Raw genomic sequence first — 25,281 nt, 5'->3', positions numbered from 1 at the left:
TAACACAGGCAGCAATTGCTTTTAGCTTAATGTTTCGCTATTCCTATATGTGGCTGCTCGTTGTATTATTTGTTATTAAAGAATTATTTATGGGAATTAACGGTTTAATATTATTGAAAAAAGGAAAGAAATTAGATGGGGCTAAATGGTATGGAAAAGTGTCGACCGCTGTCTTTTACGTAGCAACGGTTGCTTTAATCGCCTTCCCAGAAATGGATATAACATTAGTCACTATTTTATTAGTTATAACTAGTATTTTTTTATCCTTATCCTTTATTGCTTATATTCCTGTCTTTGTAAAAATGTACCGTTCATAAAAAGAAAGTGGGTATTTCTAGAGATTCCTTTATTTCACACTTGTTATCTTCATAAAGAATTAATATAATGAAGGGTAGCGTATTTTCCAGTGAGTCTAATTGAAATGAGGTTTTAATATGAAAAAAACGTCCATTTATGGATTGACGATAGAGGAATTAACTGATTTCTTAGTTAGCAACGGACAAAAGAAATTTCGTGCTGTACAAGTGTGGGAATGGTTATACCAGAAGCGAATTAATCATTTTTCAGATATGAAAAATGTAAATAAAGAATGTGTACAATTATTAGAAGAAAATTTCACCATTAATTCATTAAACGTGCAAATAAAACAAGTCTCCCAAGATGGAACCGTAAAATTTTTATTACAACTGCCGGATGGTAATTTAATTGAAACGGTATTAATGCGTCAAAAATATGGGTTATCTGTCTGTGTTACTACCCAAGTTGGTTGTAATATTGGTTGTTCCTTCTGTGCAAGCGGCATTTTAAAGAAAAGCCGTGATTTAGAAGCTGGTGAGATTGTTGAACAAATTATGCATGTTCAAAAACATCTCGATGAAATTGGACAAGATGAACGTGTCAGCCATGTTGTTGTTATGGGTATCGGCGAGCCATTTGATAACTTTACTAACTTAGTTAGTTTTCTCCGCATAATTAACCATGCAAAAGGATTGGCCATCGGCGCAAGACATATTACTGTTTCCACAAGTGGTATCGTTCCGAAAATTTACGAATTCGCCGATCTCGATGTGCAAATTAACTTAGCTATATCACTACATGCACCAAATAATGAGTTGCGTTCACAAATAATGAAAATTAATCGAGCTTTTCCAATTGAAAAATTAATGAGTGCTGTTAAATACTATCTAGAAAAAACGAATCGCCGTGTTACATTTGAATATATTTTACTTCAAGATGTAAATGATCATGTAGAAGAAGCACAGCAACTCGCCAACTTATTAAAAGATATTCGTCACCTATCATACGTGAATTTAATTCCGTATAATCCGGTGAATGAGCACATTCATTATAAAAGAAGCACAAAAGAGTCTATTTTAGCATTTTACGATACATTAAAGAAAAACAACATAAATTGTGTTATTCGTCAAGAACATGGAACAGATATTGATGCTGCATGTGGTCAACTACGAAGTAAACAATTAAAACAAGCGAGATAATAATAGGAGGCTAACCTATTGGGGAAATTTTCTATTCTTCATTTGGTAGCCTCATTTTTCGTTTGTTATTTTTTAATTTAAGTTCTGAATTTTCGAAGAGAAAAAGGTTGCCGACAAATAATTCTCGACAACCTTTTCCATTTTATAAATGCTTAAAAAATAACCGCAAAACATCTGCTCCACCGATAAATGTCCCTAATGAACTACCGAGGTTAGCTAATATAACGACAAGTAATATTCTTGTCACTTTATTATTCCAAAAACCTTTCACTGATGTAATATCATCTGAAATAGACTCAAAATCTTTCACACTTGGCCGTTTCACAAATGCTTGTACTAGTCCTGCAAACCATCCGGCTGCAAGCAGTGGATTTAAAGATGTAATAGGTGCTACAAAAAATGCTGTAACAATTGCTAACGGGTGGCCAAAGGCGAGGGCTGTTCCAATAGCTGAAAAAGAACCGTTCCAAAGGATCCAACTAATTGTTTGTCTAAGTCCTGCTTCAGGATTTGCAAAAAAAGTATATAGAATGGTAACTAAAATAATGGCAGGAATCGACCAGCCAATTATTTTCGGAATTTTCGATTTGGGCGGTACTGCCGTTAATTTTTTTAAGTCATGATCGTGATGTATTTCTTTTGTTATTCCTGGAACGTGCGCAGCTCCAAGGACCGCAACAACTTTCTCGCCAGGTGCATCCTTAATTTTTTGTGCTAAATATTGATCTCTTTCGTCAATTAAAGGTTTTTTCAATGAAGGAAAATGTTCAGTAAATTCCTGCAGCATCGCATCAATAGTATCTTTTGATTTCATCTTCTCTAATTCTTCTTCTGTTATATCCTCTTTACTAAAAATACTAAAAATAAGTTGGGACAAAAGTAAAGCTTTCCCTTTAAGGCCAATCCCATTCCAAATTCTTGAAAATGTCGTTTGAATATTACGATCAGCAAGTACTAATCTTGCCCCCACTTCTTTAGCAGATTCAATCCCTTGGATCATTTCTTGCCCTGGATTAATACCAAATTGGTTGGCCATTCGCTTTTGAAAGGAGGATAATGCAAGGTTAATAAAAAGCAATGTCGCTCTTTTTTCTTTTATCACTTGAAAAATATCCATATTTTTCCACTTACTACCCTCTGTAATGGATTGATACCTGCCTTTATCCAATTCTATACAAACAGAATCAGGTCGTTCTTTTTCAATTATTTGCTTTACTAAGTCAGCACTAGTTTTAGACACATGTGCAGTCCCAATCAAAATATATTGCTTATCATTTAATGTCAATCTTGTAATATGTTCTTCAGCCATCATAACCATCCTTTTGTAAAGATCCAAAAATCATACTTTCTTTATAACATTTATTTTAACATGTTATATAACGTTACAGCTTTTATAATTGATAAGTTTTTATTAATTATATCCTAACTAACCACATACTATTGAATTAAAAAGACTTCACTTTCTTTTGGCAAAAAATAGTTTTGTATTCCGATAGCGATAGCTGAAGCAAATGCTTGCAAATCATCGGGATTCTTTAATCGGTTCGCATTGTCAATATTTGTTAAAAAAGCTACCTCGACTAGTACGCTAGGTATCGAATTTTTTCGTAAAACAAAATAGTTATTTTCTTTTACTCCCATTTGTTTTAAATTTCCGAGCATTGTTAAGGAATCGTGGATGGCTTTTGCTAATTGTTTGCTTTCGGACGGAAATGGATTGTTCTCCCCCATATAAGGAAATTCATTATAATAAACTTCTGTTCCGTTGCTAGATGGAACATCACTATTATTGTGGATAGAGATAAAAATATCTGCATTGTAGTAAATGCTAGTTTTAACACGGTATTCATATGTTAGTGCTTTGTCAGAATCACGTGTTAAATATACCTTCGCGCCGAGCGTCTCTAAGTATTTTTTCGTATATTTGGATATCGTTAAGTTAACGTCCTTTTCGTATAAATTATTAGCTACAGCACCAGCATCAATACCTCCGTGACCTGGGTCAATGACAATCCTTTTTCCATTTAATGGGAGAGTGCTTGACATGGTAGGGGTATGAATATTATGAAAGGTAACTTTTTTCAATGGCTCTTTTTCATATTGATTGGAACAACCGATTAATACAAATATTAATAGAAGAACTGGAATAAACCTTTTCATCTTCTCTCCCCTACAACAAAGTTTTTTCTTTATTATAAATGGTTTGTTGAATATTATAAATAGTTACTTTAACTTTGCTAATGCTATTTTTTCAATAAACGACCAAGGAAGAAACCGTTTAGCCATTGCTAATCGTTTTGCCCCTTTACCGACTGGATAACGAAATCTCGGTTTTTTTGTTTTGCAAATCTTTTCTATTAATAAAGCAATCTCCATTGGATCACCGCTATTATTTTTTGATTTCACCGCTTCGTCAATTAGGTTTGTTTGAAATGGACTCCGCTTCTTTTCTAAATCTATTCTTTCCAAACTTTTTGTCCAAATATTTGTCTGATAGGCAGCCGGTTCAATAACAGATACGAAAACACCTTCTAACACTAATTCTAATCTAAGACTCTCGCTCAAGCCTTCTATAGCAAATTTGGATGTTGCATAAGGTGACATTCCAGGATATCCAAGAATTCCATTAACACTACTAATATTTATTACCTTCCCCTTTGCTCGTTTGAGTAACGGTAACATTTTTTTCGTTACATGTATGACACCAAAGACATTTGTTGCTATCTGTTCTTCCCATTCTTCTTTACTTAATTCCTCAAAAAAACCTGCTTGGCAAAAACCAGCATTATTTATTAGTACGTCTAGTTTGTCAGAATGTGATCTCATATATTTATAAACTTTTTCGATATCGTCCAAGCATGTTACATCCATCTTTACTGGACAAATATATTTGTCAATCCCTAACTGTTTTGCTTCAGCTATTAAATTCTCTTTATTAGATAAGTTGCGCATTGTTGCAAAGATTGTATAACCGTTTTTTGCAAGTTGTAATGTCGTTAGTTTCCCAAATCCGCTATTTGCACCAGTAACTAAAGCAACTTTCACCGTTTCTCCTCACCCCCATTCTACAAGTTTCTTATCAAATTGATTAAAAAATTTGCAAGTGAAGACTAGCTTGAAAGCGTTGATTTGGCTGTAAGGAAATTACTTTATCCCGTTCCTTAAATTCACCAATAAAACCTTCTGTATCTGGATACCCATGCCAAGGTTCGATACAAATGAACGGAGCATCTTTTGGTTGCCATAGCACCATTGTCGGGAAGTTTGTGTAAGTAAAGACAACTTGATGATCTGTCAAGTAGTTTTTTAACGTTACTTTGTTAGAGTTCGTTTCTTTCATTATTAATGATCCGTCATAGAATAATGAATGATTTAAAGGTAAAAGTGTTTCATCTTCTATCACTATTTCTGACTCATTCTCTTTGAACACATTTCCTTCCGCCATGAAGTAGCGGATTAATGTCTCAGGTTCTTCAAAATCGAGAAAGTAGTCTTGAAAAGCTGACTCCTTATTTATCGGACAGTTAATAGCAGTATGCGTTCCAAGTTGGAAATAAATATCCCGACTATCGATGTTATTAACTAAGTAATCTATATTCAATTGATTATTAGCTAAAGTATATGTTATCACTAGTTCAAAATGGTATGGAAATACAGATAGAGTACGTTCACTACTAATTAACTTGAATTGGGCAGTTGTATTATTTTGTGAAACTAATTCAAATGTTTCTTTCCGTGCAAACCCGTGATTTTTTAATTGATATGTTATACCATCAACTCTTATTTCTCCATTTGCTACATTGCCGACTATCGGAAATAGTACTGGTGCATGACCAGACCAATATTTCGGATCGCCATGCCAAATATACGCTAAATCGTTGTGTAAATTTTTAATCTGGACTATCTCTGCCCCAAGTTCGCGAATTTCTACTAGCAAGTCAGAATTTTTCAATAGGATGTTCAAACTAATCGTCCTTTCAATCGTTGTTTAGTACAACATTCATTTTACCATGTAATGGGTTTCATTTTCTCTTCCGTTAAAAAATATTTCACTTGTTATTTTTTATGAAAAATTAAACAAATATCCAAACAAGTCTTTATAATAATAATAAACTATTTATAAAGAAACAAGGTTATGAACTATTGGCTTTCATTTATTTGTCAAATTGTAAAGGAGGGATTGATTATGTATCCGTATCGGCAACCTGGAAAACGACCATTCATTCCACCACACCATAATCGTTCGCTTCTTCGTTTTTTCCAAACGGATGATGGCAGGCTAGATTTTGAAAAAATTTCTAAGTCATTAAACGAGGCAAATAAAATTATTGGTCAAGTGGATCCGTTGGTACGTAAAATTAACTCTCTATTTAAAAATTAGGCTACTATTTTTTTATAATTGGGATTTTATCCATTACAAATTGTGATGAACACACATATATTAATTCCAAACCTTAATTGGAGGTGGTTTTTTTGAGTGGAGCAGTTGGAGTATCAAGCGGTGGAGGATTTGCGCTAATAGTTGTCCTTTTCATCTTGTTGATTATCGTTGGTGCAGCATATTTAGGTTATGGATTTTATTAAAATAAATTTTGAGGAGGGTTGTTTATGGGATTCGGTTACGGTTTCGGCGGATGCTGTCCATCTTACGGATATAGTGCCCCACATTATGGATTTGGAACAGGTAGATGGTTTGCGTTAATCGTAGTTTTATTTATCTTGTTAATTATCGTTGGCGCAGCAATTTGCTAACTATATGTAAAGTGTAAATTATTATAACTTCCAAATAAAGAAGGCTGGCACCAAGTAACTGATACGGTGTCAGCCTTTTGAATGAAAAAAACGAATAGCCACATATTCGTGGCCATTCGTTTTTGAAGAAAGGTTGGTGAGATTGATGCTTATTTTACCAGCCTACATATGCGACTCCTACAATGATAAGTAGGATAAATAATACAACGATTAAAGCAAAACCTGCTCCACCTACTGCTCCTCCCATATCAACACCTCCATTTCATTCGATATTACTATATGTAAGTACAGCAAATTTGGTAAGGGCAGTGCTCTAAATTTAAATAAATAGTGAAATAGCCTAATTTTAGGTTTTATAATTAATAAAAAGCTAATATTGATCAGCAATATTAATGTTTAAAACATTTTTTATTAGGGTAACAAAATATAAATTAAAGGTTTTAATGTTGGATATTTCATCTTATCTTTGTTAAGATGTAACACTAAAGGAGGTGAATATTGGAAACGAAAATATGGAAGATTACTATAGTCCGAAGAATTATTTTTCCTAATTTCACAATGTCTCTTTACTAAAAGAAGGGGACAAATCTGTTTGAATGCTGTACTTAACATTTGGGGCAACATCGGGGCTTATAAGTGTCAGCTTGTAAAAGTTCCATGTAAAGAGGCTTTTGAATTGCGAAGGTACGAAAAATAATTCCTTGTGACAAACCACTCATTGGTGTCATACTGTAATTCCTCTAACAGTATCCTATTGAGTACATCCTTAAGTGGTTCCCCTTCGTTTTTCGATTACCATTGTGTTGTTCATCAATATTTTCTTCAATACAGTGGATCAAATTAATGATTTTGAAAGGAAGAGTGGATGGATTATTCAAAGAGTAAATTAAATAGTGTGTTTTGGATTTCGGCAATGTTCATAGCGGGTTTTGTCATTATAGGATCGTTGTTTCCTGCAACTTTTGGAAACTGGGCAAGTATTGTATATGAATATACTGCTTCATCTTTTGGCTGGTTATATTTATTAGCAATCTTTTTATTTGTCGTTTTTCTATTTTTTATCGCCTTTAGTAAATTCGGCAAAATTAAATTAGGTAAAGCGAATGAAAAACCTGATTATCCACTTTTCACTTGGATAGGAATGTTATTTTCAGCTGGTTTTGGTATTGCTTTAGTCTTTTATGGTGTAGGCGAGCCAATGACTCATTTTTTCACACCGCCAATGCAAGGAGTGGAACCTCTATCCGAACAGGCTGCCAGACTATCAATGGATTATTCTTTTTTCCATTATGGAGTTAGTCAATGGTCTATTTTTGCAATAGTTGGTCTATGTATGGCGTATTTCCAATATCGAAAGAATAAAAATGGGTTAGTTTCTACTTCTCTAGAACCATTAATCGGCAACAAACGACGGGTTAAACCGATTAAACGTGGAATCGATATATTAGCAATTGTAGCAACTATTACTGGTATAGCCACTTCTATCGGGCTTGGAGTCGCTCAAATGAATGGCGGGTTACACTCTGTTATTGGCGTGAGTAATGGTACTTCAACACAATTAATAATAATTGTTGTAATGACCGTTTTATTTATTATATCTTCTACGACCGGGTTAAACCGTGGAATCAAATGGTTAAGTAATATAAATTTGACGGTCGCAATTGCATTGATGCTGTTTGTTTTTATTACTGGTCCAACTGTGTTTATTCTTGAAACTTTTACCGTTGCCTTAGGAGATTATTTTTCCAATTTTATTTCCTATAGTTTAAGACTCACTCCGTATTCTGGCAATACTTGGGTTAAAGAATGGACTGTGTTTTATTGGGCTTGGGTCATAGCATGGTCACCTTTCGTCGGGGCATTTGTTGCAAGAATTTCCCGTGGAAGAACGATCCGTGAATTTGTGTTAGGTGTTATGGTCGCACCTCCTGCTATTGCGCTAGTTTGGATGGCGATTTTCGGAGGTACCTCCTTGTATATGGATTTATTCGAAGGAGCGAATATTGCTGCTGCTGTAAATAATGATATTACAAGTGCTTTATTTACGACCTTTCAAAGTTTGCCACTTTCTAATATTTTATCTGTAACAGCTCTGTTTTTAATAATGACGTTCCTTGTTACATCTGCCGATTCAGCTGTATATATTTTAAGTAGTATGTCTAGTAACGGTAGTCAACATCCGCCTCTTTATATGAGGATTATATGGGGAATTTTATTAAGTTCCATAGCGGGTGTGCTCTTAATTTCGAGCGGATTGCAAGGTTTACAAACCGCATCTCTTGTGGCAGCATTACCGTTTACAGTCATTGCCTTATTAATGGCCACGGCATTTTTTAAATCAATTCGTAATGATTTACAAACAAACAGTCTGGAACAAAAAGAGACAGTTAAACAGGTTAAGGAGAAAAATAAGAAAGAAAAAGCAATTCCTGCAGCTTTCCAAAAAAATCCGACTTAAATATTTTTAAATCGTGTACTTTATGTACGCGATTTTTTTACCGAAGTTCTTAAAGATGTTGACAAATAAAAAAACAGACCCGATAAGGAGTCTGTTTGTTAGTTAATTCAATAATTAGTTTTTACGAACGTTAGCTGCTTGAGGTCCGCGAGCGCCTTGTTCGATGTCAAAGCTTACTTCTTGACCTTCTTCAAGTGTTCTGAAACCTTCGCCTTGGATAGCTGTGTAATGAACGAATACATCGTCTCCGCCATCGCGTTGGATAAATCCAAAACCTTTTTCTGAATTAAACCATTTTACTTTACCTGTTTCCATTTCATTTCCTCCTAAGTGCTTGAAACGCATTTCTTTAATCATTCTTGCTCAACGTATCCAAAGCGAAAAGCAACTGTTTTCCTTTAATACCGAACAAAAATAATTCTTATTTAGAATAACAGATGTTTTCCATAAAAGCAAGTAATTAAACAAAAATATTTTATAACAATTACATTAATCATTGATTTTCCATTTGCATTCAAATATCCTTGTTCCAATGTATTTCACCATAGTAGGCATGGTGTTTTTATGAATTCCCCTATCTTACTCTCGGGAACCCAAAACCTGAAGCATAATCGTCTCCTGTAGTTGCGCCAGTACCTCCTTTAATATCATATTGTTTTGCCCGATTTTGCAGTTCTAGTCTAAGTTGTGAGTTGGTCATGTTTTTATTTAATGCCCATAGCTTTGCTGCGAGTCCAGCTACATGCGGTGTTGCCATCGAAGTTCCGCTTATTGTATTGTATCTTCCGTTGTGCCAAGTTGATTCGATACTTGCCCCTGGTGCAGAAACTTCAATATCTCGCTCTTGGATAATGTAATCACCAGCGGTAATTGGATTTCCTCTGGAGGAGAAATTTGCTACTCGATATGTTCCGTTTTGCTGAACATTCTCTAATGCAGCGACAGCGATGGCTGTAGTTAGTGCTCCTGGATAACCAATTGTATTACTATTTGGTCCAGAATTACCTGCTGCAGCAACAATAAGGGCACCGCGATTATATGCATAATTAACAGCGTCCGTTATTAAACTATCTTTTCCACTGGAACCGAGTGACATATTAATAACAACTTTCGAACCTGTACGAACAGCTTCATCTGCCGCGTGTCTAATCGCATAGGCAATATCATCGGAATAACCACTGCCGTTATCCCCTAGAACTTTATATGCCCATAATTTCGCGTCCGGAGCAACCCCGTAAATACCACGTCCATCTGAGCCGCCATCAGCAAGAATAGTTCCTGCAACATGTGTTCCATGGCCATTTCGATCTGCACAAGAATTATTGACATAAGTACTTGTTCTTGTAAAATCTTTACATTGTTCTACATTATTACGTAAATCGATATGTGATGTATATACACCTGTATCAAGAACGGCCACTTTTATTCCGTCCCCTCCAGTTGTTTGTGATAAAGTGCTATTATTGTAGATAGCTTTAATTCCCCACGGTACTTGAGTGCTCGGAATATAGTTGATTTTATTTTCTGATTTTGCAACAGCAATTTTTACTGTATTTACTTTTTCAATTGATAAATTTTTATTTTTTAACAATGCTTCATATTGCTTTTCGTTTACCGTTACAGTAAAACCATCTTCGGCAAAATCGCGATTAATAGTTAAATTCAACGATTGTATAATTGAGTTTTTTTCTTTATTAACACCTGTAATAAGAACTCTAAAGGTATCATTTCTTGTTTTAAAATCTGATTCTAAATTTTGTGCTAAACTGTTACTTGGAAATGTTCCAAACAGGACAAACAAGCTAATAAAAACCATACTAAACAATTTTCTAAATTTCACGAATAAAACTCCTCTCCAAAATTAAAGTATTGTACGATAATATTTTATCGGAGAGGTTGAGTTGTTAGAATAGGTTGAATAGCATGTATTTTCCGTAATATAAAAGTAATAATGATGACCATTTCACTATTTAATATTAAAGTATTATTACTTTCGAGAAAGTTTTTGTTAAATTACCTTTTTTGTATAAAAATTTAATTAAATTTCGATAACATCTAATCATTTTTTGTTTTCAGTTCACTTAAATTTGGCTACAATGTTATCGAGAAGGAGTGACGTAAATGAGAAAAATCTTACTCTTAGCTGCAATTTTTATTCTGTTTTTTTCAGGATCGGATTACTTAGCAAAAATCCAACAAAAAAATGACACAGATGATTTGTCAGTTTTCAGAACGCTAGAAAATGGACTGACAAACATAAAAGAAACAATAGATATCGAAAGTCTTCTCCATTATATTACTGATATATTTGATCAAATGGATGATTCCTTTACTGATTTCCAATTAGAAAATAAGGAGCATCCAGAAAATATAATCGAACAACCTACTTTAACAACACCAGTACAACAACTTTTTTCCGTAGCAAACATTGAAATTGGGGATACGAAAGCAATAGTAGAAAAACTATATGGAGAGGCGAAACGAGTAACTAAAAACGAGTATGGGACCGATTGGCATGCATATCATGATAAGTATCGTAATTTTTTTATGGTGGCGTACAATGAAAGTGGCGGCGTTGTCGGACTATATACAAATCAAGATTTATTAGCAGGAAAAAATGAAATTAAAATGGGTACAGCAAAAGAAACGGTGAGAGAGTTGATGGGAGAGCCACTTTCTTCAATTAAAAAAGGTTTCACCAATTACATGTTAGAAAGTAAACGGGATTATGATATGTTTCATAGCGGCAATAGTTTTATCACTTTTTTTTATGACAAACATGAGAATAATACAGTTACGGCTATCCAAATAATTAATAATCAGTTAGAAAATAGTAAAGAAGTGTTTTATACTAACGGGACGGATGAATTAATGGAAGGGTTTGAACTTCAATTATTTGATTTAACAAATGCAACTCGTGTTAAGTTTGGCCTTTCACCACTCGTATGGGATGATCATGTTCGGATTACTGCTCGAAAGCATAGTTTAGATATGGCAAAAAATGATTATTTTAATCATACTAATTTGCAAGGTCTGTCTCCTTTTGATCGCATGAAAGCTGATCATATACATTTTACTATGGCTGGAGAAAACTTAGCATACGGTCAATTAAGTAGTATTTTTGCCCATGAAGGGTTAATGAATTCCCTAGGGCATCGGAAAAATATTTTACAACATGAGTATGAGTACTTAGGGGTTGGAGTTGCATTTAATTCAGAATCCCAGCCGTATTTTACGGAGAAATTTTATAAGAAATAGTTGAGCATTAACCCCTTACAGGAAATAATAAAATGGGTCTGATCGTTCGGATAGACCCATTTTTGTAATAAAACTCTCCTGTTTATTCTGTTTTAAATAAAATTCCTAATGTATTAGGTCCACAGTGGCAAGAGATTGTGCATGATGCAGTCGTTTCAATAATTTCATCAAAATTTTGATATTGTTGAATAAGCTGTTTTACCTCACTAATTAATTCTTCAGAGCAACCAGAGTGAGTGACAAAAATGCGATCTGTTATAATATCTTTTCTTCCTTTCAGTCGATCAGTCACGTACTTATAAATAGACTTGTCTATCTTCCCCCGATATTTTTTACCTACTTCCATTTTGCCATTCAAAACTTCAATATTAGGTTTAATATTTAATAAATTTGCGCTGAAAGCAGTTAATGCGGAACATCTTCCGCCCATTTTTAAGTAATCTAAAGTATCAATCACAAAACTCGCTTCCACTTTCGGAATTAAATTTTCCACTTGTTTTATTATCATTTCAGTTTTCATTCCTGAGTTTACCATTTTACATGCTTCTATGACGAGGTGTCCTGTACCTGTTGATAAGTTATCGGAATTGATAATATAGACGTTTGAAAATTCTTTAGCTGCAATACAGGCATTTTGATAAGAACTCGAGAATTTTTCTCCTAAATTAATATGAATAATTGCATCGTATGTATCTCGAAATTTAGAAAAAAAAGTTATATAATCCCCGACTGGCACAGCAGCAGTCTTTGGCAGCTTTTCCGTCCTCTCAACATAGGCAAATATTTCTGCTGGCTGAATATCGATTCCGTCTTTATATGATTTACCGTCAAGGTTAATATAAAATGGTATAGTATCAATATTATAGGTTTCTATTAAATCTTTTGATAAATCAGCTGTTCTGTCACAAGTAATTTTAATATTACTCACGGCCTTCTCTCTCCTCCATCTTAAATAAGCAATGATAATGTATTGTTCATTTCTTCACTAAATAAGCTACATTAGTTTAATTATACTATTAAAGGTACAATCATGCATGAAAAAAGTGGTTTTACTTTACGATTAATGGAATAATTTGGCGATAGATAGCTATTATTTCTTCCATTCTCATTCTAACTAACCCGCTAGAAGAAGGAGCAACAAAATCTATCGTTCCTTCCACGACTGATTCATTTTGATATCCCCAGTTAATTTTCTTCCTGCCACTAAATTCTTGATACACTCCTTTACCGACATAACAAACAATTTTCGGTTTATAGTGCAAGACGGTACTCAAGTTTCGTAATTTCAGCGGCTGACTTTGTTGGTCTAGCAACAATGTTTGTTAAGCCATATCCAAGTTGTAACAATTTAACTTCTTCCGATGCAGTAAATAATTTCGGAGTTAGACCTGCTAAATATAAAATTTTCCAAAACCGATTATTTTTATTAGCATAATGGTGCCCTGTTTGAGCAGAAACTAAGCTAGGATTAAAACCTACGAATAAAATATTCATGTTTTTTTGTAAATGATCGGGAATTTCCTGCATATAAAACATCCTTACGATTTTTTAATATATTTTATAAAACATGGAAAATTTTTGCTAACCTTTTGTTCAAAAAGTAAAAAACGACAAGAGAAAGATTCCTTGTCGTGTCAATTGTTGATGTCACATTTACGTATTAGTGAAAAATTTCCGTGCTTTTTCTAAATATAATACTTCTCCTTCTGGTAAATCTTCTTCATAAAAAATGGCTTGAACAGGACAGACACCTTCACACGCGCCGCAATCAATACAAACATCTGGGTCGATGTAAAATTGGTCGTCCCCCTCTCTAATACAGTCTACTGGGCAGACCGCAACACATTCACCTGCTTTTTCTTCTTCACAAAGAGAAGTTATTACATAAGCCAACCATACCACCCCTTCATTTTAAATAACCTCTAATTCTAACATATTAAAATGAAGGTACAGATATGATTAGTATTAGGAAACAATGTTTATCGGAAGTATTTAAGGTTGTACATTTTGACCGTCTTCTACGATATGATGTAAAAGATGGGCTAAATGATGAATAGGACCGTAATTATCAGCTTCTTCTTCGTCTTCCACATACATTTGGCTCATAAATAATGCCATCATGTCATAAAAATCCTTTAACTCGAAACGATAATAATCACTAGGTACTTCTTCTTCCTCTTCGTAACGTAAGGCGAAGAAAGACTCTTTTCCCTCGTTATCTTCTGCATCTAAAAAAATGAAAAAACCAAAATTCGTATCAAGTTCAAAAAGCTGTCTTGTCCCACCTGTTGTAGCTTTATCAAAATCTTCCTCCGAATATTTGTGTATGGTCATCGGTGCATTCATGTCATCTTTATGAAACGTTACTGTATAAGTGTTCATCGTATTTCCTCCCATTAAGATACTATCCTAAAACAGCATTCCCAAATTTTAATTGTTTTATAATCATACATTTTTCCCTATAAAAACTAACAGATAGTTTGATGGAAAAAGTTTCACCGTGATAAATAAAAATTTAAATATCAATGGTCAATGTAACCGGTGCATGGTCACTTCCCATTATTTCTGAATGGATTTCCGCATGTTGAATTGCATCCTTTAAGCGATTAGAGACGATAAAATAATCAATTCGCCAACCAATATTTCTCTCCCGAACTTTATACATATAGGACCACCAAGAGTATGCATCAGTTTGAGTTGGATGTAAATAACGAAAACTGTCAATAAATCCAGAGTCGAGAAGGTTAGTCATTTTTTCCCGTTCAGCATCCGTGAATCCAGAATTTCCGATATTTGCTCTTGCATTTTTTAAATCTATTTCTTGGTGGGCAACATTTAAATCTCCACAATAAATTACTGGTTTATGTTTATCTAGTTCTAATAAATACAACCTCATTTTTTCTTCCCATTCCAATCTAAAGGGAAGTCTTGCCAAATCTCGTTGTGAATTAGGAGTATAGACGTTAACTAAATAAAAGGATTCAAACTCTAGCGTAATTATTCTCCCTTCTTTTTCTCTTTCTTCTTTATTAAAGTCATAATAAACATTCAGTGGTTTTTTCTTTGTAAATACTGCTGTACCAGAATAACCTTTTTTTAAAGCATAATTCCAATATTGGTGATAATTGTTTAAGTCTAGCTCAATTTGCCCTTCTTGTAATTTTGTTTCTTGAATACAAAATATATCAGCGTCTACTTGTTCGAAATAGGATAAAAAGCCTTTTTTAACACAGGCTCTAAGCCCGTTCACATTCCAACTTACTAATTTCATTTTTAATCTCCTAACAATTTGTCGTAATATTTTATGATTGGAAACTATGATGCTATCATAACATAATTTATTGCTAATAAATATTTTATTACTTTCATAAACTTCGATTCTCTAAACGAAATAAAAATAACTATTTTTGGAGAAACTTGAATTGCTAGATAATATGACAGTAATCCATAACAAAATAAAAAAGCTATTTTCAATCGGTTTACAAAATCCCGAAGAAGAAATAGCTTTTTCTATTTAATACGTTTCCATAATAGTTTGAAGTCTTTCCTTTATTTGTCGGTCCTCATCTATTATCGATTCAATTAGCTGTTTACTTTCTTCATCTAAATCACCTTTAACGATTTCCTCCGAATATTCTATCCCATAAATTGCTTCTCGATTTTTTACTAGTTCTAAAATATTTTTATTACCATCTGGATAACCTTTCAAAGAACTCATCCATTCCGCCATCGTTCCAGTGAAACCTACACCGTCTTTTGGTTTTCCGCCTAAATTTTGAATGCGTTCAGCAACGAGGATCGCGTGTTGTTTGTATGTTTGTTGCAAATCTTGAAGAATGTTTTTTATGCTTTGATCCTCTACTACATAAATTAAATTTTCTAATTGATGAATGCCCATATACCTTCCTTTTAAAAAGCCATTTAATTCGTTAATTACTTTTTCTTGATTCTCCACTTTATTCTACCTCACATAAATTTTCCTTAGTTTATGTCAAGTATTCTTTCACTATGCATTTACTCTCATGAAAGAGGATAGAGAAATTTAAATTAATCTTTTAAATATACACTGGCAGCTTGTATTCGATACATTTCCTCTATTCTCTCACTAACCTTATGAAATATTGTTCCTTTAGGGAAATTTCGATTTTCATCAGCAAATGAACCTGCAGAAACTCCAGTTAAAATTTCGATTCCTTCCGTTATATTACTAATTGCCCAAACGTGGAATAAATGATTATTAATAGCTGTAACAACTTCTTCATTCAACATTAAGTTTTTTATATTTTGTTTCGGAATGATTACTCCTTGTTCGCCAGTTAATCCTTTCAATTTACAGACTGCAAAAAAACCTTCAATTTTTTCATTAACGCCGCCAATTGGTTGAACATCACCCCATTGATTTACAGATCCAGTCACTGCAATCGACTGTTTAATAGGAATATTAGCTAGTGAAGACAATAATACATATAGTTCCGTACTAGATGCACTATCGCCGTCTATTACGTTGTAGTTTTGTTCAAAAGTAATACTTGCGGAAAATGGAAGTGGACGTTTTTTTGCAAAAGTCCCGGATAAAAATCCAGTTAAAATTAATACACCTTTATCATGAATTTGACCGCTTAATGATGTTTCCCGTTCAATATTCATTATTCCTGCTTTGTTACCGACATATGTTTGGGCAGTAATTTTACTTGGGATACCAAAACTGTAATCCCTCGTTCCAATAACTGCTAACCCGTTAATTTGTCCGATTTTTTCTCCAGTTACTTCTAACATGATTGTTTCATCTTGGATCATTTCTCGGTATTTTTCAGCAATTCGGTTTGTGCGGAATTTTTCTTTTGCAAGTGCTTTTATAATATGATGCTTTTTAATAGAAGAAACTCCTTCATTCATAGCCCAATAATTTGATTCTACTAGTAATTTGGAGATTTGCTGGAAACGGGTTGATAATTTATTTTGTGATTCCACTAATCTAGAACTATAATCAATAATTTTTGCGATTGCACTGCGATGAAAAGGTAACAGTTTTTCATTTTCAGCAAACGTTTTTATAAACTCAGCCATTTTTATCCGATTTTCTTCTGATTTATCCATTTCTGTATCGAATTCTACCTTCACTTTAAATAGCTTGTAAAAGTCTTCGTCATAGCTCGATAATAAGTCGTATAAGTAATAAGACCCGATTAAAATAATTTTAACTTTTAATGGGATTGGTTCCGGTTTAAGTCCACTTGTTGGAAAGACAGTGCGCTCCTCAAATGGATTTTCAATAAATATTGTATTTGTCCGTAACATTCTTTTTAATAAGTTCCAGGAATTCGGCTGTTGCAATAATTCCGCAGCTTGAATGATTAAATATCCGCCATTTGCTAAGTGGAGGGACCCAGCTTTTATTTGTGTAAAATCAGTTGTCCAACTACCTAGAGTTCCACGGTATTCAATTTTTCCGAATAAATTTTGGTAAGTCGGATTCGTTTCATATATTACTGGGGCACCGACCTGTTGTTTGTTGTTAATAAATAAATTAACTTCATATTTTTTTATATGTTCTTTGGAATTATTAAGTAGTGGGGTGAGTATAGTTTTTTGTTCGGCTTCCTCCTCTTCTACAAATACAGAATAATTTTTAACTACATCTTGGAAGAAAGCATTTAAATAAGTATGAACTTTAGGGAATTGCTTATATTTTTCAAGTAAAGGTTGAAAATAATCTTTTATTGCATTAGCGACCGATTGTTTCGTAAAAGTATCGATACTTCGTCTTACTTTGTCTTCTATTTTTCTTATTAAGTTGATAGCTTCACGAACCTTTTCTTCGATGATGGAACTGCTTTTATTTAACTGTGCTTTTATTTCTTCTGAAAGATTCTCATAATCCTTTTGTGCGATTGGTTTCCCGTCGTGTAAAGGGTACGTATTAATTCCAGTTGAGGTACGTTCTATTTTAAATTGTAGCTCGTTTGCAAAGTTTTCTAAGTCTCTCCAGATCGCTTTTCCATGTTTTTCATACTGCTCGATAATTTGCCGTTTTCTTTTGTTAAATTGCTCATTTGCTAATGTTTGTCGAATATCCCTTTCGATATCTATTAATAATTGACGAACATCTTGTTGGAATTCACTACCTAAACCTGCTGGCAAGAAAAGTGCTAACGGTTGATCGGGGTTGTTGAAGTTATAGACATAACACCAATCATTCGGAACTTTTTGCTCCTTTGCTTTACGAGTCACACTCGATTTAGTAAAAGTAGATTTACCAGTTCCACTAGGCCCAGCGACAAATATATTATATCCAGATTGGTCTACCGAAAGACCAAAATCCATCGCTTCGACTGCCCGCTTTTGGCCAATCATTTCATGAGAATATTTAGTAATATCTTCTGTTGTTTCAAATGGGAAAAAATTTTCATCACATTTCGGTGACAGAGATATGTTAGGAACTTGATACGTTCGTAATAATTGTTCATAAGTTTGTTGATCCATTCTTCACTCCTCCTTTTCCTTCTATATTTAAAAGATTCGACAAACAGTGACAAAATCCTTTATTTGAAACTCTTGCTACTACTGTTGTTTAGTTTATTGCTTATTTCGCTTTATATAAATCGAGTAAATCTCATATTATGGTACATACTAACATTACTTGAATTACTACTCATGATTTAATAGAGGGGTTTATATGGTAAAGCAAACAGCGTCAACAAATGCGAATCAACAACTAATAGAACTTGTTAATGAAAAATTTAACGAGTCTTTTGATTTTATGAAAAAACAATTGCAAATTGATAACAGTGAAGCAATGATTATGTATATTAAAACAGTTGTAGACGGGACACAATTACAAGAAATTATTATAAAACCATTTTTTGAAATGAAGTCTTCGGATAATTTTTTGTCTTATTTAAACTCTTTGCCACAGCAACAAGAAATAAAAGAGAAGGAACAAGTAATAGCTGAATTAACAAAAGGCAGTGTCTTAATATTTGTCAAACAACAAAACATTTTAATCGATCTGAAATCATTAAAAAATAATAATGTGTTGGAAACAAATATTGAACCAACCATTCTCGGGCAAAAACTTGGGTTAAGCGAAAGCATTGAGGTGAATATTAACTTAATTCGTCAACAATACCATCAACCAAGTCTTATTGTTGAGATGAAAGAAATTGGCCAAAAAGTTCATAAAGCTCTTGCGATTATTTATGATAAAGATACCGTTAATCAAGCCGTATTAAAAAATATAAGAGAAAAAATAAGTAAGTTAGATTTAGAAGTTATCCATTCCAGTTCCGAACTGCAAAGATTTTTAAATGATTACCAACGCTCTTTACTGCCGACAATGATGGTGACAGAAAGAACAGACCGGATTGTGACAAATTTAGCAGGCGGTAAAGTAATTATATTAGTTAATGGTAGCCCAACAGTAGTAATTGCACCTGCTGTTTTCTTTGATTTTATGACTTCGATGGAAGATAACTTCCAATTGTTCTGGGTAACTAGGTTTACAAAAGTTCTCCGTTTCTTCGGACTATTTGTTTGTTTATTATTGCCTGGTTTGTATGTTGCGGTTACTTCGTTCAATCCAGAATTTCTACGTGCGGAATTAGCTTTGTCTGTTGCAGGAAGCAGAATAGGTGTTCCTTATCCTTCTTTTATCGAAGTGCTTTTTTTACTAATTTTTATGGAATTTTTAACAGAGGCGAGTATTAGACTACCGAAGGCAATTAGTGGGACAGCTACAACTGTTGGTGGGTTAATTTTGGGAACAGCAGCAACAGAAGCAGCTTTAACGTCTAACATTATGGTTATTATCGTTTCTGCTGTGGCGATTGCAACTTTTGCCATCCCGATTAATGAAATGAGTTTCGGTATTCGCATTGTTCGTTATTTTCTATTGCTATTTTCGACAATAGCGGGATTATTAGGTTTAATTCTTTCATTTCTCGGATTTGTTATGTATTTGGCTAATAAAAATAGTTTCGGTGAGCCATATTTAAAACTATTTATTCAAAGAAAGAAAGCGGAAGTGAAAGGTGCAAAATCATGAATCGTTATATGTATTATTTAATTTTCATTAACACCGTGACCAATATGATAGCCAATGTCCCTAGAATATTATTATTAGAACGATTAAATGGAGCAATTCCATCTATTTTTTTAGCTATAGGTGCTGGAGTATTCATAACATATATTATCTTAAAATTCTTTAATAAGTATCCAGGAAAAGCTCTCCCAGAACTGTTGGACAGGGCTACACCGAAATGGTTTAACAAACTCTTTTTAGCATATATTAGCGTTATTTGGTTTTCTGCTGGTCTCATCACTCTTACAACATGTTCATTTATGATTAAGCGTTATTTAACACCAGATATGCCATTAATGTTAATCATTCTTTATTTTCTTTTGTTTTTTACATACGGGATATTTATGCGAACGAAAAATATTTTATATGCTATTGAAATAATCCTTGTTGTCACAGTGCCATTTGTTTTGTTTATCATATATAAAGCATTTTCTAGTCCCTATTATCAAATAGATTTTGTCAAAGAGGCAATTATGTATATGAACGTCTTTCCTAGTTATGATGCTTTTACCGCCTCCTTATATCTTTTTCTTGGAATTGCCAATTTAATTATTTTTAACCGCGTATTTACAAAAAAAATAACCGTGAATTGGAAACATTTATTGAGTATTGGCGGCATAGTTGGCAGTGCCTTGATTATAACCTATATTGTGCCTATCGGAATTAATGGGTTTGAACATGTCGATCAAATAATATATCCAACCGTTACAGCGGCTGATTCGTTAAAAATGACTTTTGGAATTGTGGATCGTGTTGTTTTTCTATTTGTAACCATTTTGCTAATAATGGCTTTTTTAAGTACATTAATCCATTGGCATGTTGCGATTAATGTTGTTACAAATGTGATTTATATAAAAAAATTTAAATGGAAAAATATAAATTTAACTCCACATCTTTTTATCGGGCTATTTTGGTTAGCAAGTTTTTATATGATTCCGTATTTATCAGAGTACCAACTATTAAAGTTTACCAATATTTTCTTAAATTCCCTTCCCCTGTTTTTTATACTTTTATTTAGTGTGTTTTGGATTATTACGAGGCGGGTGAACTAATCAATGCGTGTTAGAAGGTTGTTTATAATTGTAAAAGTATTCTTTCTGTTATTTTTCGTATTAGCGGGTTGTGGCTTTAAAGATATTGATAAACGCATTTTTATTATGGGTATTGGTATTGATGTAACAGATGATGAAAAAAATCCTTATAAAGTAACCTTAAAATTAGCTGTTCCCACTGGTTCTTTAAAAGAATCTGGTGCAAACTATACATATATATCCAAACATGGAAATAGTTTAGCGGAGACCATCCAATATTTAAAAACCCACTCAGATAAAGAGCTTGACTTTGGTCATTTACGAACAATTATTTTAAGTGAAAAAGTTGTAAAAAGAAATATTGAGGAAGTGCTTGATTTTTTTAGGAGAAGAAGAGATATTCAAATGATTTCTTATATCGCTGTCGGGCAGCCGAGCGCAGAGAAAATTATTAAAACGGAACCGAAGTCAGAAATGGCTGGTTCCATGTCATTAATTAATTTCTTTTCAGATAACGCAGTAGAAAGTTCTTATATTGTTCAAACACATTTATTCGATTTTGTTAGAAGAATGAAAGAAAGTGGTTATGACCCCATTATGCCAATTATTAAGATGGATGAAAACGATGATGGTTTAGTTGTTAATCAATCTATCATTATTAATGGGAAAAATAATTTTATCACTTTATCGGAGGAACAAACAAAATATTATAATATTCTTTCTAAGGGAACGAAAAAACTAAATGTAACAGTTACTCAAGAAGATTTAACATTCACGATGTACATTGATACGATTAATAGTAAATTTAAAATAATAACGAACAAAGGAAAACCGTATATTAATGTTAATGTAGATGTAATTGGCATCATTGAAGAAACGAATCAAAAATTGCAGGATGAAAAATTAGAGGAATATAGCAAAATTGTAAAAAAAGAAATGGAAAAACAAGTCAGTTCTTTGCTTAAGTATTTTCAAGAAAATAAAGCGGATCCTTTAGGTTTTGGTTTGCGTTATAAAGCAACAAGACTTCATACATATAATACAGAACAAAAATGGAAAGAATTATATCCTGAAATAGACTTTAAAGTTCATATTAACCCAAAAATAAAAAGTACTGGAACAGTTGAATAATGGGAGGGAATGGAAAGTTGTTTCATTCCCTCACTAAAAATTATTGATGGTCTGCTTTTAATCGCTTTTCTCGGTTAACAAAAATAATACCGATTGTAACTAATGCTAAACCGACCATTGTAAATATATGAATGAGCTCATTTAATAATAGTGCGGAAAGGAATACACCGAAGATTGGAATTAAGAATAAATACATAGATACTTTTCCAACTTCATTGTACTTCATGACGTTATTCCACAATACGAATCCAAAAGCGGAAGCGAAAGCTAAATAAATCAATACGAAAAATGATGAAATGGTAAAAGTAAATGGAAAGAAACCAACTTGAATAACTCCAATGATTAACAGACCAAGAGACCCAAACAACATTTGATAAGCAGTTAAATAACCGACATCTATTTTGCACTCGTATTTCTCGCTAATAAATTACCGAATGCTGATGTTGCCGTAGAGAAAAGTAACAACCACTCCCCTACTCCGAAAGTAAGTTGCATGTTACCTTTTGTCAAGTTAACAAAGATTACCCCAGTAAAACCGATACAAAGACCGATTGTTTTTTTCAAATTGATTTTTTCGTTTTTGTACATGAAATGGGCAAAAAGAATTTGAAAGAAAGATGTTGTTCCTGCTATGATGGATCCTTGAACCCCAGTACTGTAACTTAAACCGATATAAAAAAGAATATATTGTAGAAATGTTTGAAACAAGCCTAATCGGATTAATGGTTTTATAGTTGTTTGTTTTAATGTCATATTTTTTTTCATTACAACTTGAAAAACGATTATAATAATTAATGCAGCAATAAAAAATCGATAACCTGCAAATAGGATTTGTTCACCAATTTCGTTAGCCTCTATATTTAAATCATTGTAACTAATCTTAATGAACGGAAAAGCACTTCCCCATAAGAAAGTTGCGACAAGTGCTGCAATAATTGCACCATATTTATTAGAAAAAAAGCGTTCTGCTTTGTTCATTTATTCACCTCGACTACTATTTTACTAGAAAAACAATATTTAATTATACTAGAAAAATAGATTATGTAAAAGGAAAATTGTTGAATCGTGGTTCATTCCTCACTACAGTGATGTCGATAAAACAACAAGAGAAAAGGCAAGTGAAGATAATTACCATTTTTCTTCACTTGCCTAAGATTTCAACTGTTATTTCCGTCCAAAATCCGCTTTTATTTCTCCCCATTTGTCTGTTTCCCATTTTAAAATAGGATTTGAATAAGAATTAGATTGTAGCCATAATTCTGCCCGTTGAATTAATTGCCAAGTTTTTTCGGTATCAGCTGTGCGTTTCAATGTTGTTTTTGCTTGTTTTTGGTGAACCCATTTTATCGCATTAACTGAGTCTGAGTAAATCGGCATTGGATTGTTCTGTTTTTTTAATAATGCTAAGCCATGGACAATGGCCAAAAATTCCCCGATATTATTCGTTCCAGTAATTGGTCCGAAATGAAAAATGTTTTTTCCTGTTTTTGTACAAACACCTTGATATTCCATGGGCCCTGGATTGCCACTACAAGCGGCATCAACTGAAATACTATTTTCTATATATATTGTTTCACTACTATTAACCATGGATTGACTACTGTTCAACCCTTGTTGGTGTGGACTAGAACGAGAGTAGTAATTTTCCCAACCTGTTAATAAAGCTGCCTTTGCTTCTGCATAGGATGGGAAGGCTTTATATTTTGCGTTAGGATGACCTTGAACATAATTTTTACACTCATCCCAATTAGTAAAAATACCTGTTTTTTTCCCAATCCAAACACAATAATATTTACGTTTCATAGCTGGGCCTCCAAATTTGTAATTCAATTACGCGGATATGACCTCTTTCATACAATCTTTTTCAGTTAGTGTACATGAGATAATTTGGAATCCTCTTCTTCTTAAAAAGCGTGTACCAATGTTTCTTTCAAGGCTATTCGCGCAAATTAAATGTATTGGCTTTTTCGGTATTTCATGGGCATACCGTTTTAAATATGCAAAGGGGATTGTTATTGTTTTATCAATTTTCTGTTTTGCTGCTTCTTGATAGTCTCGAATATCCAGAACAACAAATTCCACTTCCTGACAATATTTTGAATCAAGCTTTTTGCATAGTACATTCATTACTGGTACATATCTAACATATAAAATGTAGCTGACTATTGACATGATGAAGATAGAAATATATACCATAAGCATCTCCCTATAAAATTATTTTATCACTGTTTTGTAAACAAATTATCGTTATTTGAAATTAAGATTTTTAGATGTCCAATCTAATTTACGTCATTCACTAATATATAATTCACTTATTATCTTATACGTTATACGGTATTCTTGTAAAGATAAATGATTAAAAATTGGAAATAAGTTTCCTTATTTTGGATCATTTTCAATGATAGTAGTAAAATGATTTAATATTTTCGCAGTAAGTCCCCAAATACAATATTGTTTATAAAAATAAAAGTACTCTATTATACTTCTTGTTTTCCAAGGATAATTTTCTCCACCTTGAATAAGATGGAAAGGAAAGTTTTGGTCTGGCACAATATTAAATCGCAACGTATGTTTTTCTGGTTTTTGTTGAAGGAAATGTGCTAGAGGTACGGTGAATAGTTCCTCTACTTCGTCATGGTTCGGATTAAGTTGTATATTTTCTTTGATTAAACCAATAAATGGATATATAGTTCTTCCTTCGATCGGTTGTATTAAGTAATCTAGTGGAAATACTTGTTGTATATCGATAGAATCTATACCTATTTCCTCTGAAGTTTCTCTAATTGCTGCAGCTTTTGCATCCAAATCATCAGTATCTATCCGTCCTCCTGGAAAACAAATTTCCCCTGGCTGATTGCGTAATTGCTTTGAACGAACTTCAAATAAAATATGTGTTTCGTTATCGATTGATATTAACGGAATGAGGATAGCGTAAGCGCGGAATTGGTCACTGTCTAACATTTTTGGAGAATGGTTTTTTACTTTGTCAATAATATTTTGAATTACCATTTTTCCCCTACTCTCCTCCTTTATTCTTGAGACTGCCTTTGATAACTCTCTTTTCTTATTAACGAT

General features: G+C 33.2%; 25 protein-coding genes and 3 pseudogenes. 10 read left to right on the top strand and 18 right to left on the bottom strand.

Annotation, left to right across the window (positions count from 1 at the left end):
* Both BN1242_RS12945 and rlmN read left to right on the top strand, forming a co-directional pair.
* Positions 1-317, top strand: a pseudogene (locus BN1242_RS12945) (CDP-alcohol phosphatidyltransferase family protein); the annotation flags it as partial.
* Positions 318-434: 117 nt separating this feature from the next.
* Positions 435-1,496 (top strand): dual-specificity RNA methyltransferase RlmN, encoded by a 1,062-nt coding sequence (gene rlmN, locus BN1242_RS12940; protein ID WP_062356925.1) that lies wholly within the window; start codon positions 435-437, stop codon positions 1,494-1,496.
* Between the two features lie 142 nt (positions 1,497-1,638).
* Here the strand turns inward: rlmN and BN1242_RS12935 are convergent, their stop codons facing one another.
* The 4 genes from BN1242_RS12935 to BN1242_RS12920 all read right to left on the bottom strand — a co-directional run bounded on the left by BN1242_RS12935 (position 1,639) and on the right by BN1242_RS12920 (position 5,460).
* Complete coding sequence (locus BN1242_RS12935; RefSeq protein ID WP_062356922.1) at positions 1,639-2,805, bottom strand: TraB/GumN family protein; 1,167 nt, start codon at positions 2,803-2,805, stop codon at positions 1,639-1,641.
* Between the two features lie 128 nt (positions 2,806-2,933).
* On the bottom strand, positions 2,934-3,656 hold the full coding sequence (locus tag BN1242_RS12930; RefSeq protein WP_062356920.1) for an N-acetylmuramoyl-L-alanine amidase family protein: 723 nt from the start codon (positions 3,654-3,656) through the stop codon (positions 2,934-2,936).
* Positions 3,657-3,719: 63 nt separating this feature from the next.
* On the bottom strand, positions 3,720-4,541 hold the full coding sequence (locus BN1242_RS12925; RefSeq protein ID WP_062356918.1) for an SDR family NAD(P)-dependent oxidoreductase: 822 nt from the start codon (positions 4,539-4,541) through the stop codon (positions 3,720-3,722).
* Positions 4,542-4,584: 43 nt separating this feature from the next.
* Positions 4,585-5,460 carry an aldose 1-epimerase family protein gene (locus tag BN1242_RS12920; RefSeq protein WP_062356914.1) on the bottom strand — a complete coding sequence of 292 codons (876 nt, stop codon included), beginning with the start codon at positions 5,458-5,460 and terminating at the stop codon, positions 4,585-4,587.
* A 222-nt stretch (positions 5,461-5,682) separates the two neighbouring features.
* Between BN1242_RS12920 and BN1242_RS12915 the strand changes: the two genes are divergently transcribed.
* From BN1242_RS12915 to BN1242_RS13425, 3 genes are all read left to right on the top strand, one after another.
* Positions 5,683-5,877, top strand: a complete 195-nt coding sequence (locus tag BN1242_RS12915) for a YppG family protein (RefSeq protein WP_062356909.1) — start codon at positions 5,683-5,685, stop codon at positions 5,875-5,877.
* A gap of 92 nt (positions 5,878-5,969) precedes the next feature.
* A complete protein-coding gene (locus BN1242_RS13430; RefSeq protein ID WP_077216208.1) occupies positions 5,970-6,080 on the top strand; it encodes a YjcZ family sporulation protein in 111 nt (36 codons plus the stop codon).
* A gap of 24 nt (positions 6,081-6,104) precedes the next feature.
* Complete coding sequence (locus BN1242_RS13425) at positions 6,105-6,248, top strand: YjcZ family sporulation protein (RefSeq protein ID WP_062356906.1); 144 nt, start codon at positions 6,105-6,107, stop codon at positions 6,246-6,248.
* Positions 6,249-6,402: 154 nt separating this feature from the next.
* Here BN1242_RS13425 and BN1242_RS13040 read toward each other — a convergent pair whose 3' ends face one another.
* Positions 6,403-6,495, bottom strand: a complete 93-nt coding sequence (locus tag BN1242_RS13040; protein ID WP_071435529.1) for a YjcZ family sporulation protein — start codon at positions 6,493-6,495, stop codon at positions 6,403-6,405.
* A 618-nt stretch (positions 6,496-7,113) separates the two neighbouring features.
* Between BN1242_RS13040 and BN1242_RS12905 the strand changes: the two genes are divergently transcribed.
* Entirely contained in the window at positions 7,114-8,706 is a 1,593-nt protein-coding gene (locus BN1242_RS12905) for a BCCT family transporter (protein ID WP_062356902.1), read from the top strand.
* Positions 8,707-8,820: 114 nt separating this feature from the next.
* On the opposite strand, the gene BN1242_RS12900 is transcribed toward BN1242_RS12905, so the two are convergent.
* A complete protein-coding gene (locus BN1242_RS12900) occupies positions 8,821-9,021 on the bottom strand; it encodes a cold-shock protein (protein WP_062356898.1) in 201 nt (66 codons plus the stop codon).
* A gap of 259 nt (positions 9,022-9,280) precedes the next feature.
* Positions 9,281-10,546 (bottom strand): S8 family peptidase, encoded by a 1,266-nt coding sequence (locus tag BN1242_RS12895; protein ID WP_238985142.1) that lies wholly within the window; start codon positions 10,544-10,546, stop codon positions 9,281-9,283.
* A gap of 281 nt (positions 10,547-10,827) precedes the next feature.
* Here BN1242_RS12895 and BN1242_RS12890 point away from each other — a divergent pair, with 281 nt between their 5' ends.
* Positions 10,828-11,964, top strand: a complete 1,137-nt coding sequence (locus BN1242_RS12890; protein ID WP_062356894.1) for a CAP domain-containing protein — start codon at positions 10,828-10,830, stop codon at positions 11,962-11,964.
* A gap of 82 nt (positions 11,965-12,046) precedes the next feature.
* Here BN1242_RS12890 and BN1242_RS12885 read toward each other — a convergent pair whose 3' ends face one another.
* The 7 genes and pseudogenes from BN1242_RS12885 to BN1242_RS12855 form a co-directional block, all read right to left on the bottom strand.
* On the bottom strand, positions 12,047-12,892 hold the full coding sequence (locus BN1242_RS12885; protein ID WP_062356890.1) for a DegV family protein: 846 nt from the start codon (positions 12,890-12,892) through the stop codon (positions 12,047-12,049).
* A 121-nt stretch (positions 12,893-13,013) separates the two neighbouring features.
* Positions 13,014-13,491 (bottom strand): annotated as a pseudogene (locus BN1242_RS12880) (mismatch-specific DNA-glycosylase).
* Positions 13,492-13,617: 126 nt separating this feature from the next.
* A complete protein-coding gene (locus BN1242_RS12875) occupies positions 13,618-13,857 on the bottom strand; it encodes an indolepyruvate ferredoxin oxidoreductase subunit alpha (RefSeq protein WP_062356886.1) in 240 nt (79 codons plus the stop codon).
* 99 nt (positions 13,858-13,956) lie between these two features.
* On the bottom strand, positions 13,957-14,346 hold the full coding sequence (locus tag BN1242_RS12870) for a hypothetical protein (RefSeq protein WP_062356883.1): 390 nt from the start codon (positions 14,344-14,346) through the stop codon (positions 13,957-13,959).
* A gap of 133 nt (positions 14,347-14,479) precedes the next feature.
* Positions 14,480-15,235, bottom strand: a complete 756-nt coding sequence (locus tag BN1242_RS12865) for an exodeoxyribonuclease III (RefSeq protein WP_062356880.1) — start codon at positions 15,233-15,235, stop codon at positions 14,480-14,482.
* 243 nt (positions 15,236-15,478) lie between these two features.
* Positions 15,479-15,919, bottom strand: coding sequence for a DUF2383 domain-containing protein (locus BN1242_RS12860; RefSeq protein ID WP_062356877.1), 441 nt, complete (start codon positions 15,917-15,919; stop codon positions 15,479-15,481).
* 92 nt (positions 15,920-16,011) lie between these two features.
* Positions 16,012-18,447 carry an ATP-binding protein gene (locus tag BN1242_RS12855; RefSeq protein WP_062356874.1) on the bottom strand — a complete coding sequence of 812 codons (2,436 nt, stop codon included), beginning with the start codon at positions 18,445-18,447 and terminating at the stop codon, positions 16,012-16,014.
* 193 nt (positions 18,448-18,640) lie between these two features.
* Between BN1242_RS12855 and BN1242_RS12850 the strand changes: the two genes are divergently transcribed.
* From BN1242_RS12850 to BN1242_RS12840, 3 genes are read left to right on the top strand one after another with little or no spacing between them, the layout of a single operon-like run.
* A complete protein-coding gene (locus BN1242_RS12850; protein WP_062356871.1) occupies positions 18,641-20,008 on the top strand; it encodes a spore germination protein in 1,368 nt (455 codons plus the stop codon).
* Positions 20,005-21,096, top strand: a complete 1,092-nt coding sequence (locus BN1242_RS12845) for a GerAB/ArcD/ProY family transporter (RefSeq protein WP_062356868.1) — start codon at positions 20,005-20,007, stop codon at positions 21,094-21,096. Before BN1242_RS12850 ends, BN1242_RS12845 begins: the two co-directional genes overlap by 4 nt.
* Before the next feature lie 3 nt (positions 21,097-21,099).
* Entirely contained in the window at positions 21,100-22,206 is a 1,107-nt protein-coding gene (locus BN1242_RS12840) for a Ger(x)C family spore germination protein (RefSeq protein ID WP_062356864.1), read from the top strand.
* A 40-nt stretch (positions 22,207-22,246) separates the two neighbouring features.
* Here BN1242_RS12840 and BN1242_RS12835 read toward each other — a convergent pair.
* From BN1242_RS12835 to BN1242_RS12820, 4 genes and pseudogenes are all read right to left on the bottom strand, one after another.
* Positions 22,247-23,184: pseudogene (locus BN1242_RS12835) on the bottom strand (DMT family transporter).
* 186 nt (positions 23,185-23,370) lie between these two features.
* Positions 23,371-24,009 carry a ribonuclease H1 domain-containing protein gene (locus BN1242_RS12830; protein ID WP_062356861.1) on the bottom strand — a complete coding sequence of 213 codons (639 nt, stop codon included), beginning with the start codon at positions 24,007-24,009 and terminating at the stop codon, positions 23,371-23,373.
* A 27-nt stretch (positions 24,010-24,036) separates the two neighbouring features.
* The gene (locus BN1242_RS12825; RefSeq protein WP_062356858.1) at positions 24,037-24,402 is read right to left on the bottom strand and encodes a rhodanese-like domain-containing protein; all 366 of its coding nucleotides are present in this window, start codon (positions 24,400-24,402) and stop codon (positions 24,037-24,039) included.
* Positions 24,403-24,585: 183 nt separating this feature from the next.
* Entirely contained in the window at positions 24,586-25,215 is a 630-nt protein-coding gene (locus BN1242_RS12820) for an NUDIX hydrolase (RefSeq protein ID WP_062356855.1), read from the bottom strand.
* Positions 25,216-25,281: the final 66 nt, after the last annotated feature.

It is taken from the genome of Bacillus kwashiorkori (assembly GCF_001375515.1).
Classification (GTDB): domain Bacteria; phylum Bacillota; class Bacilli; order Bacillales; family Caldibacillaceae; genus Bacillus_BK; species Bacillus_BK kwashiorkori.
The sequence above is the reverse complement of the archived record's forward strand: the minus strand, read 5'-3'. Positions and strand labels throughout refer to the sequence as shown.

Excerpts from the sequence above, each read along its gene's own strand:
- BN1242_RS12850 (WP_062356871.1), top strand. The coding sequence starts at position 18,641 with ATGGTAAAGCAAACAGCGTCAACAAATGCGAATCAACAACTAATAGAA.
- BN1242_RS12840 (WP_062356864.1), top strand. The coding sequence starts at position 21,100 with ATGCGTGTTAGAAGGTTGTTTATAATTGTAAAAGTATTCTTTCTGTTA.
- BN1242_RS12915 (WP_062356909.1), top strand. The coding sequence starts at position 5,683 with ATGTATCCGTATCGGCAACCTGGAAAACGACCATTCATTCCACCACAC.
- BN1242_RS12865 (WP_062356880.1), bottom strand. The coding sequence starts at position 15,235 with ATGAAATTAGTAAGTTGGAATGTGAACGGGCTTAGAGCCTGTGTTAAA.
- BN1242_RS13425 (WP_062356906.1), top strand. The coding sequence starts at position 6,105 with ATGGGATTCGGTTACGGTTTCGGCGGATGCTGTCCATCTTACGGATAT.
- BN1242_RS13040 (WP_071435529.1), bottom strand. The coding sequence starts at position 6,495 with ATGGGAGGAGCAGTAGGTGGAGCAGGTTTTGCTTTAATCGTTGTATTA.
- BN1242_RS12855 (WP_062356874.1), bottom strand. The coding sequence starts at position 18,447 with ATGGATCAACAAACTTATGAACAATTATTACGAACGTATCAAGTTCCT.
- BN1242_RS12900 (WP_062356898.1), bottom strand. The coding sequence starts at position 9,021 with ATGGAAACAGGTAAAGTAAAATGGTTTAATTCAGAAAAAGGTTTTGGA.
- BN1242_RS12905 (WP_062356902.1), top strand. The coding sequence starts at position 7,114 with ATGGATTATTCAAAGAGTAAATTAAATAGTGTGTTTTGGATTTCGGCA.
- BN1242_RS12845 (WP_062356868.1), top strand. The coding sequence starts at position 20,005 with ATGAATCGTTATATGTATTATTTAATTTTCATTAACACCGTGACCAAT.
- BN1242_RS12930 (WP_062356920.1), bottom strand. The coding sequence starts at position 3,656 with ATGAAAAGGTTTATTCCAGTTCTTCTATTAATATTTGTATTAATCGGT.
- BN1242_RS12935 (WP_062356922.1), bottom strand. The coding sequence starts at position 2,805 with ATGGCTGAAGAACATATTACAAGATTGACATTAAATGATAAGCAATAT.
- rlmN (WP_062356925.1), top strand. The coding sequence starts at position 435 with ATGAAAAAAACGTCCATTTATGGATTGACGATAGAGGAATTAACTGAT.
- BN1242_RS12890 (WP_062356894.1), top strand. The coding sequence starts at position 10,828 with ATGAGAAAAATCTTACTCTTAGCTGCAATTTTTATTCTGTTTTTTTCA.
- BN1242_RS12820 (WP_062356855.1), bottom strand. The coding sequence starts at position 25,215 with ATGGTAATTCAAAATATTATTGACAAAGTAAAAAACCATTCTCCAAAA.
- BN1242_RS12870 (WP_062356883.1), bottom strand. The coding sequence starts at position 14,346 with ATGAACACTTATACAGTAACGTTTCATAAAGATGACATGAATGCACCG.
- BN1242_RS12830 (WP_062356861.1), bottom strand. The coding sequence starts at position 24,009 with ATGAAACGTAAATATTATTGTGTTTGGATTGGGAAAAAAACAGGTATT.
- BN1242_RS12825 (WP_062356858.1), bottom strand. The coding sequence starts at position 24,402 with ATGGTATATATTTCTATCTTCATCATGTCAATAGTCAGCTACATTTTA.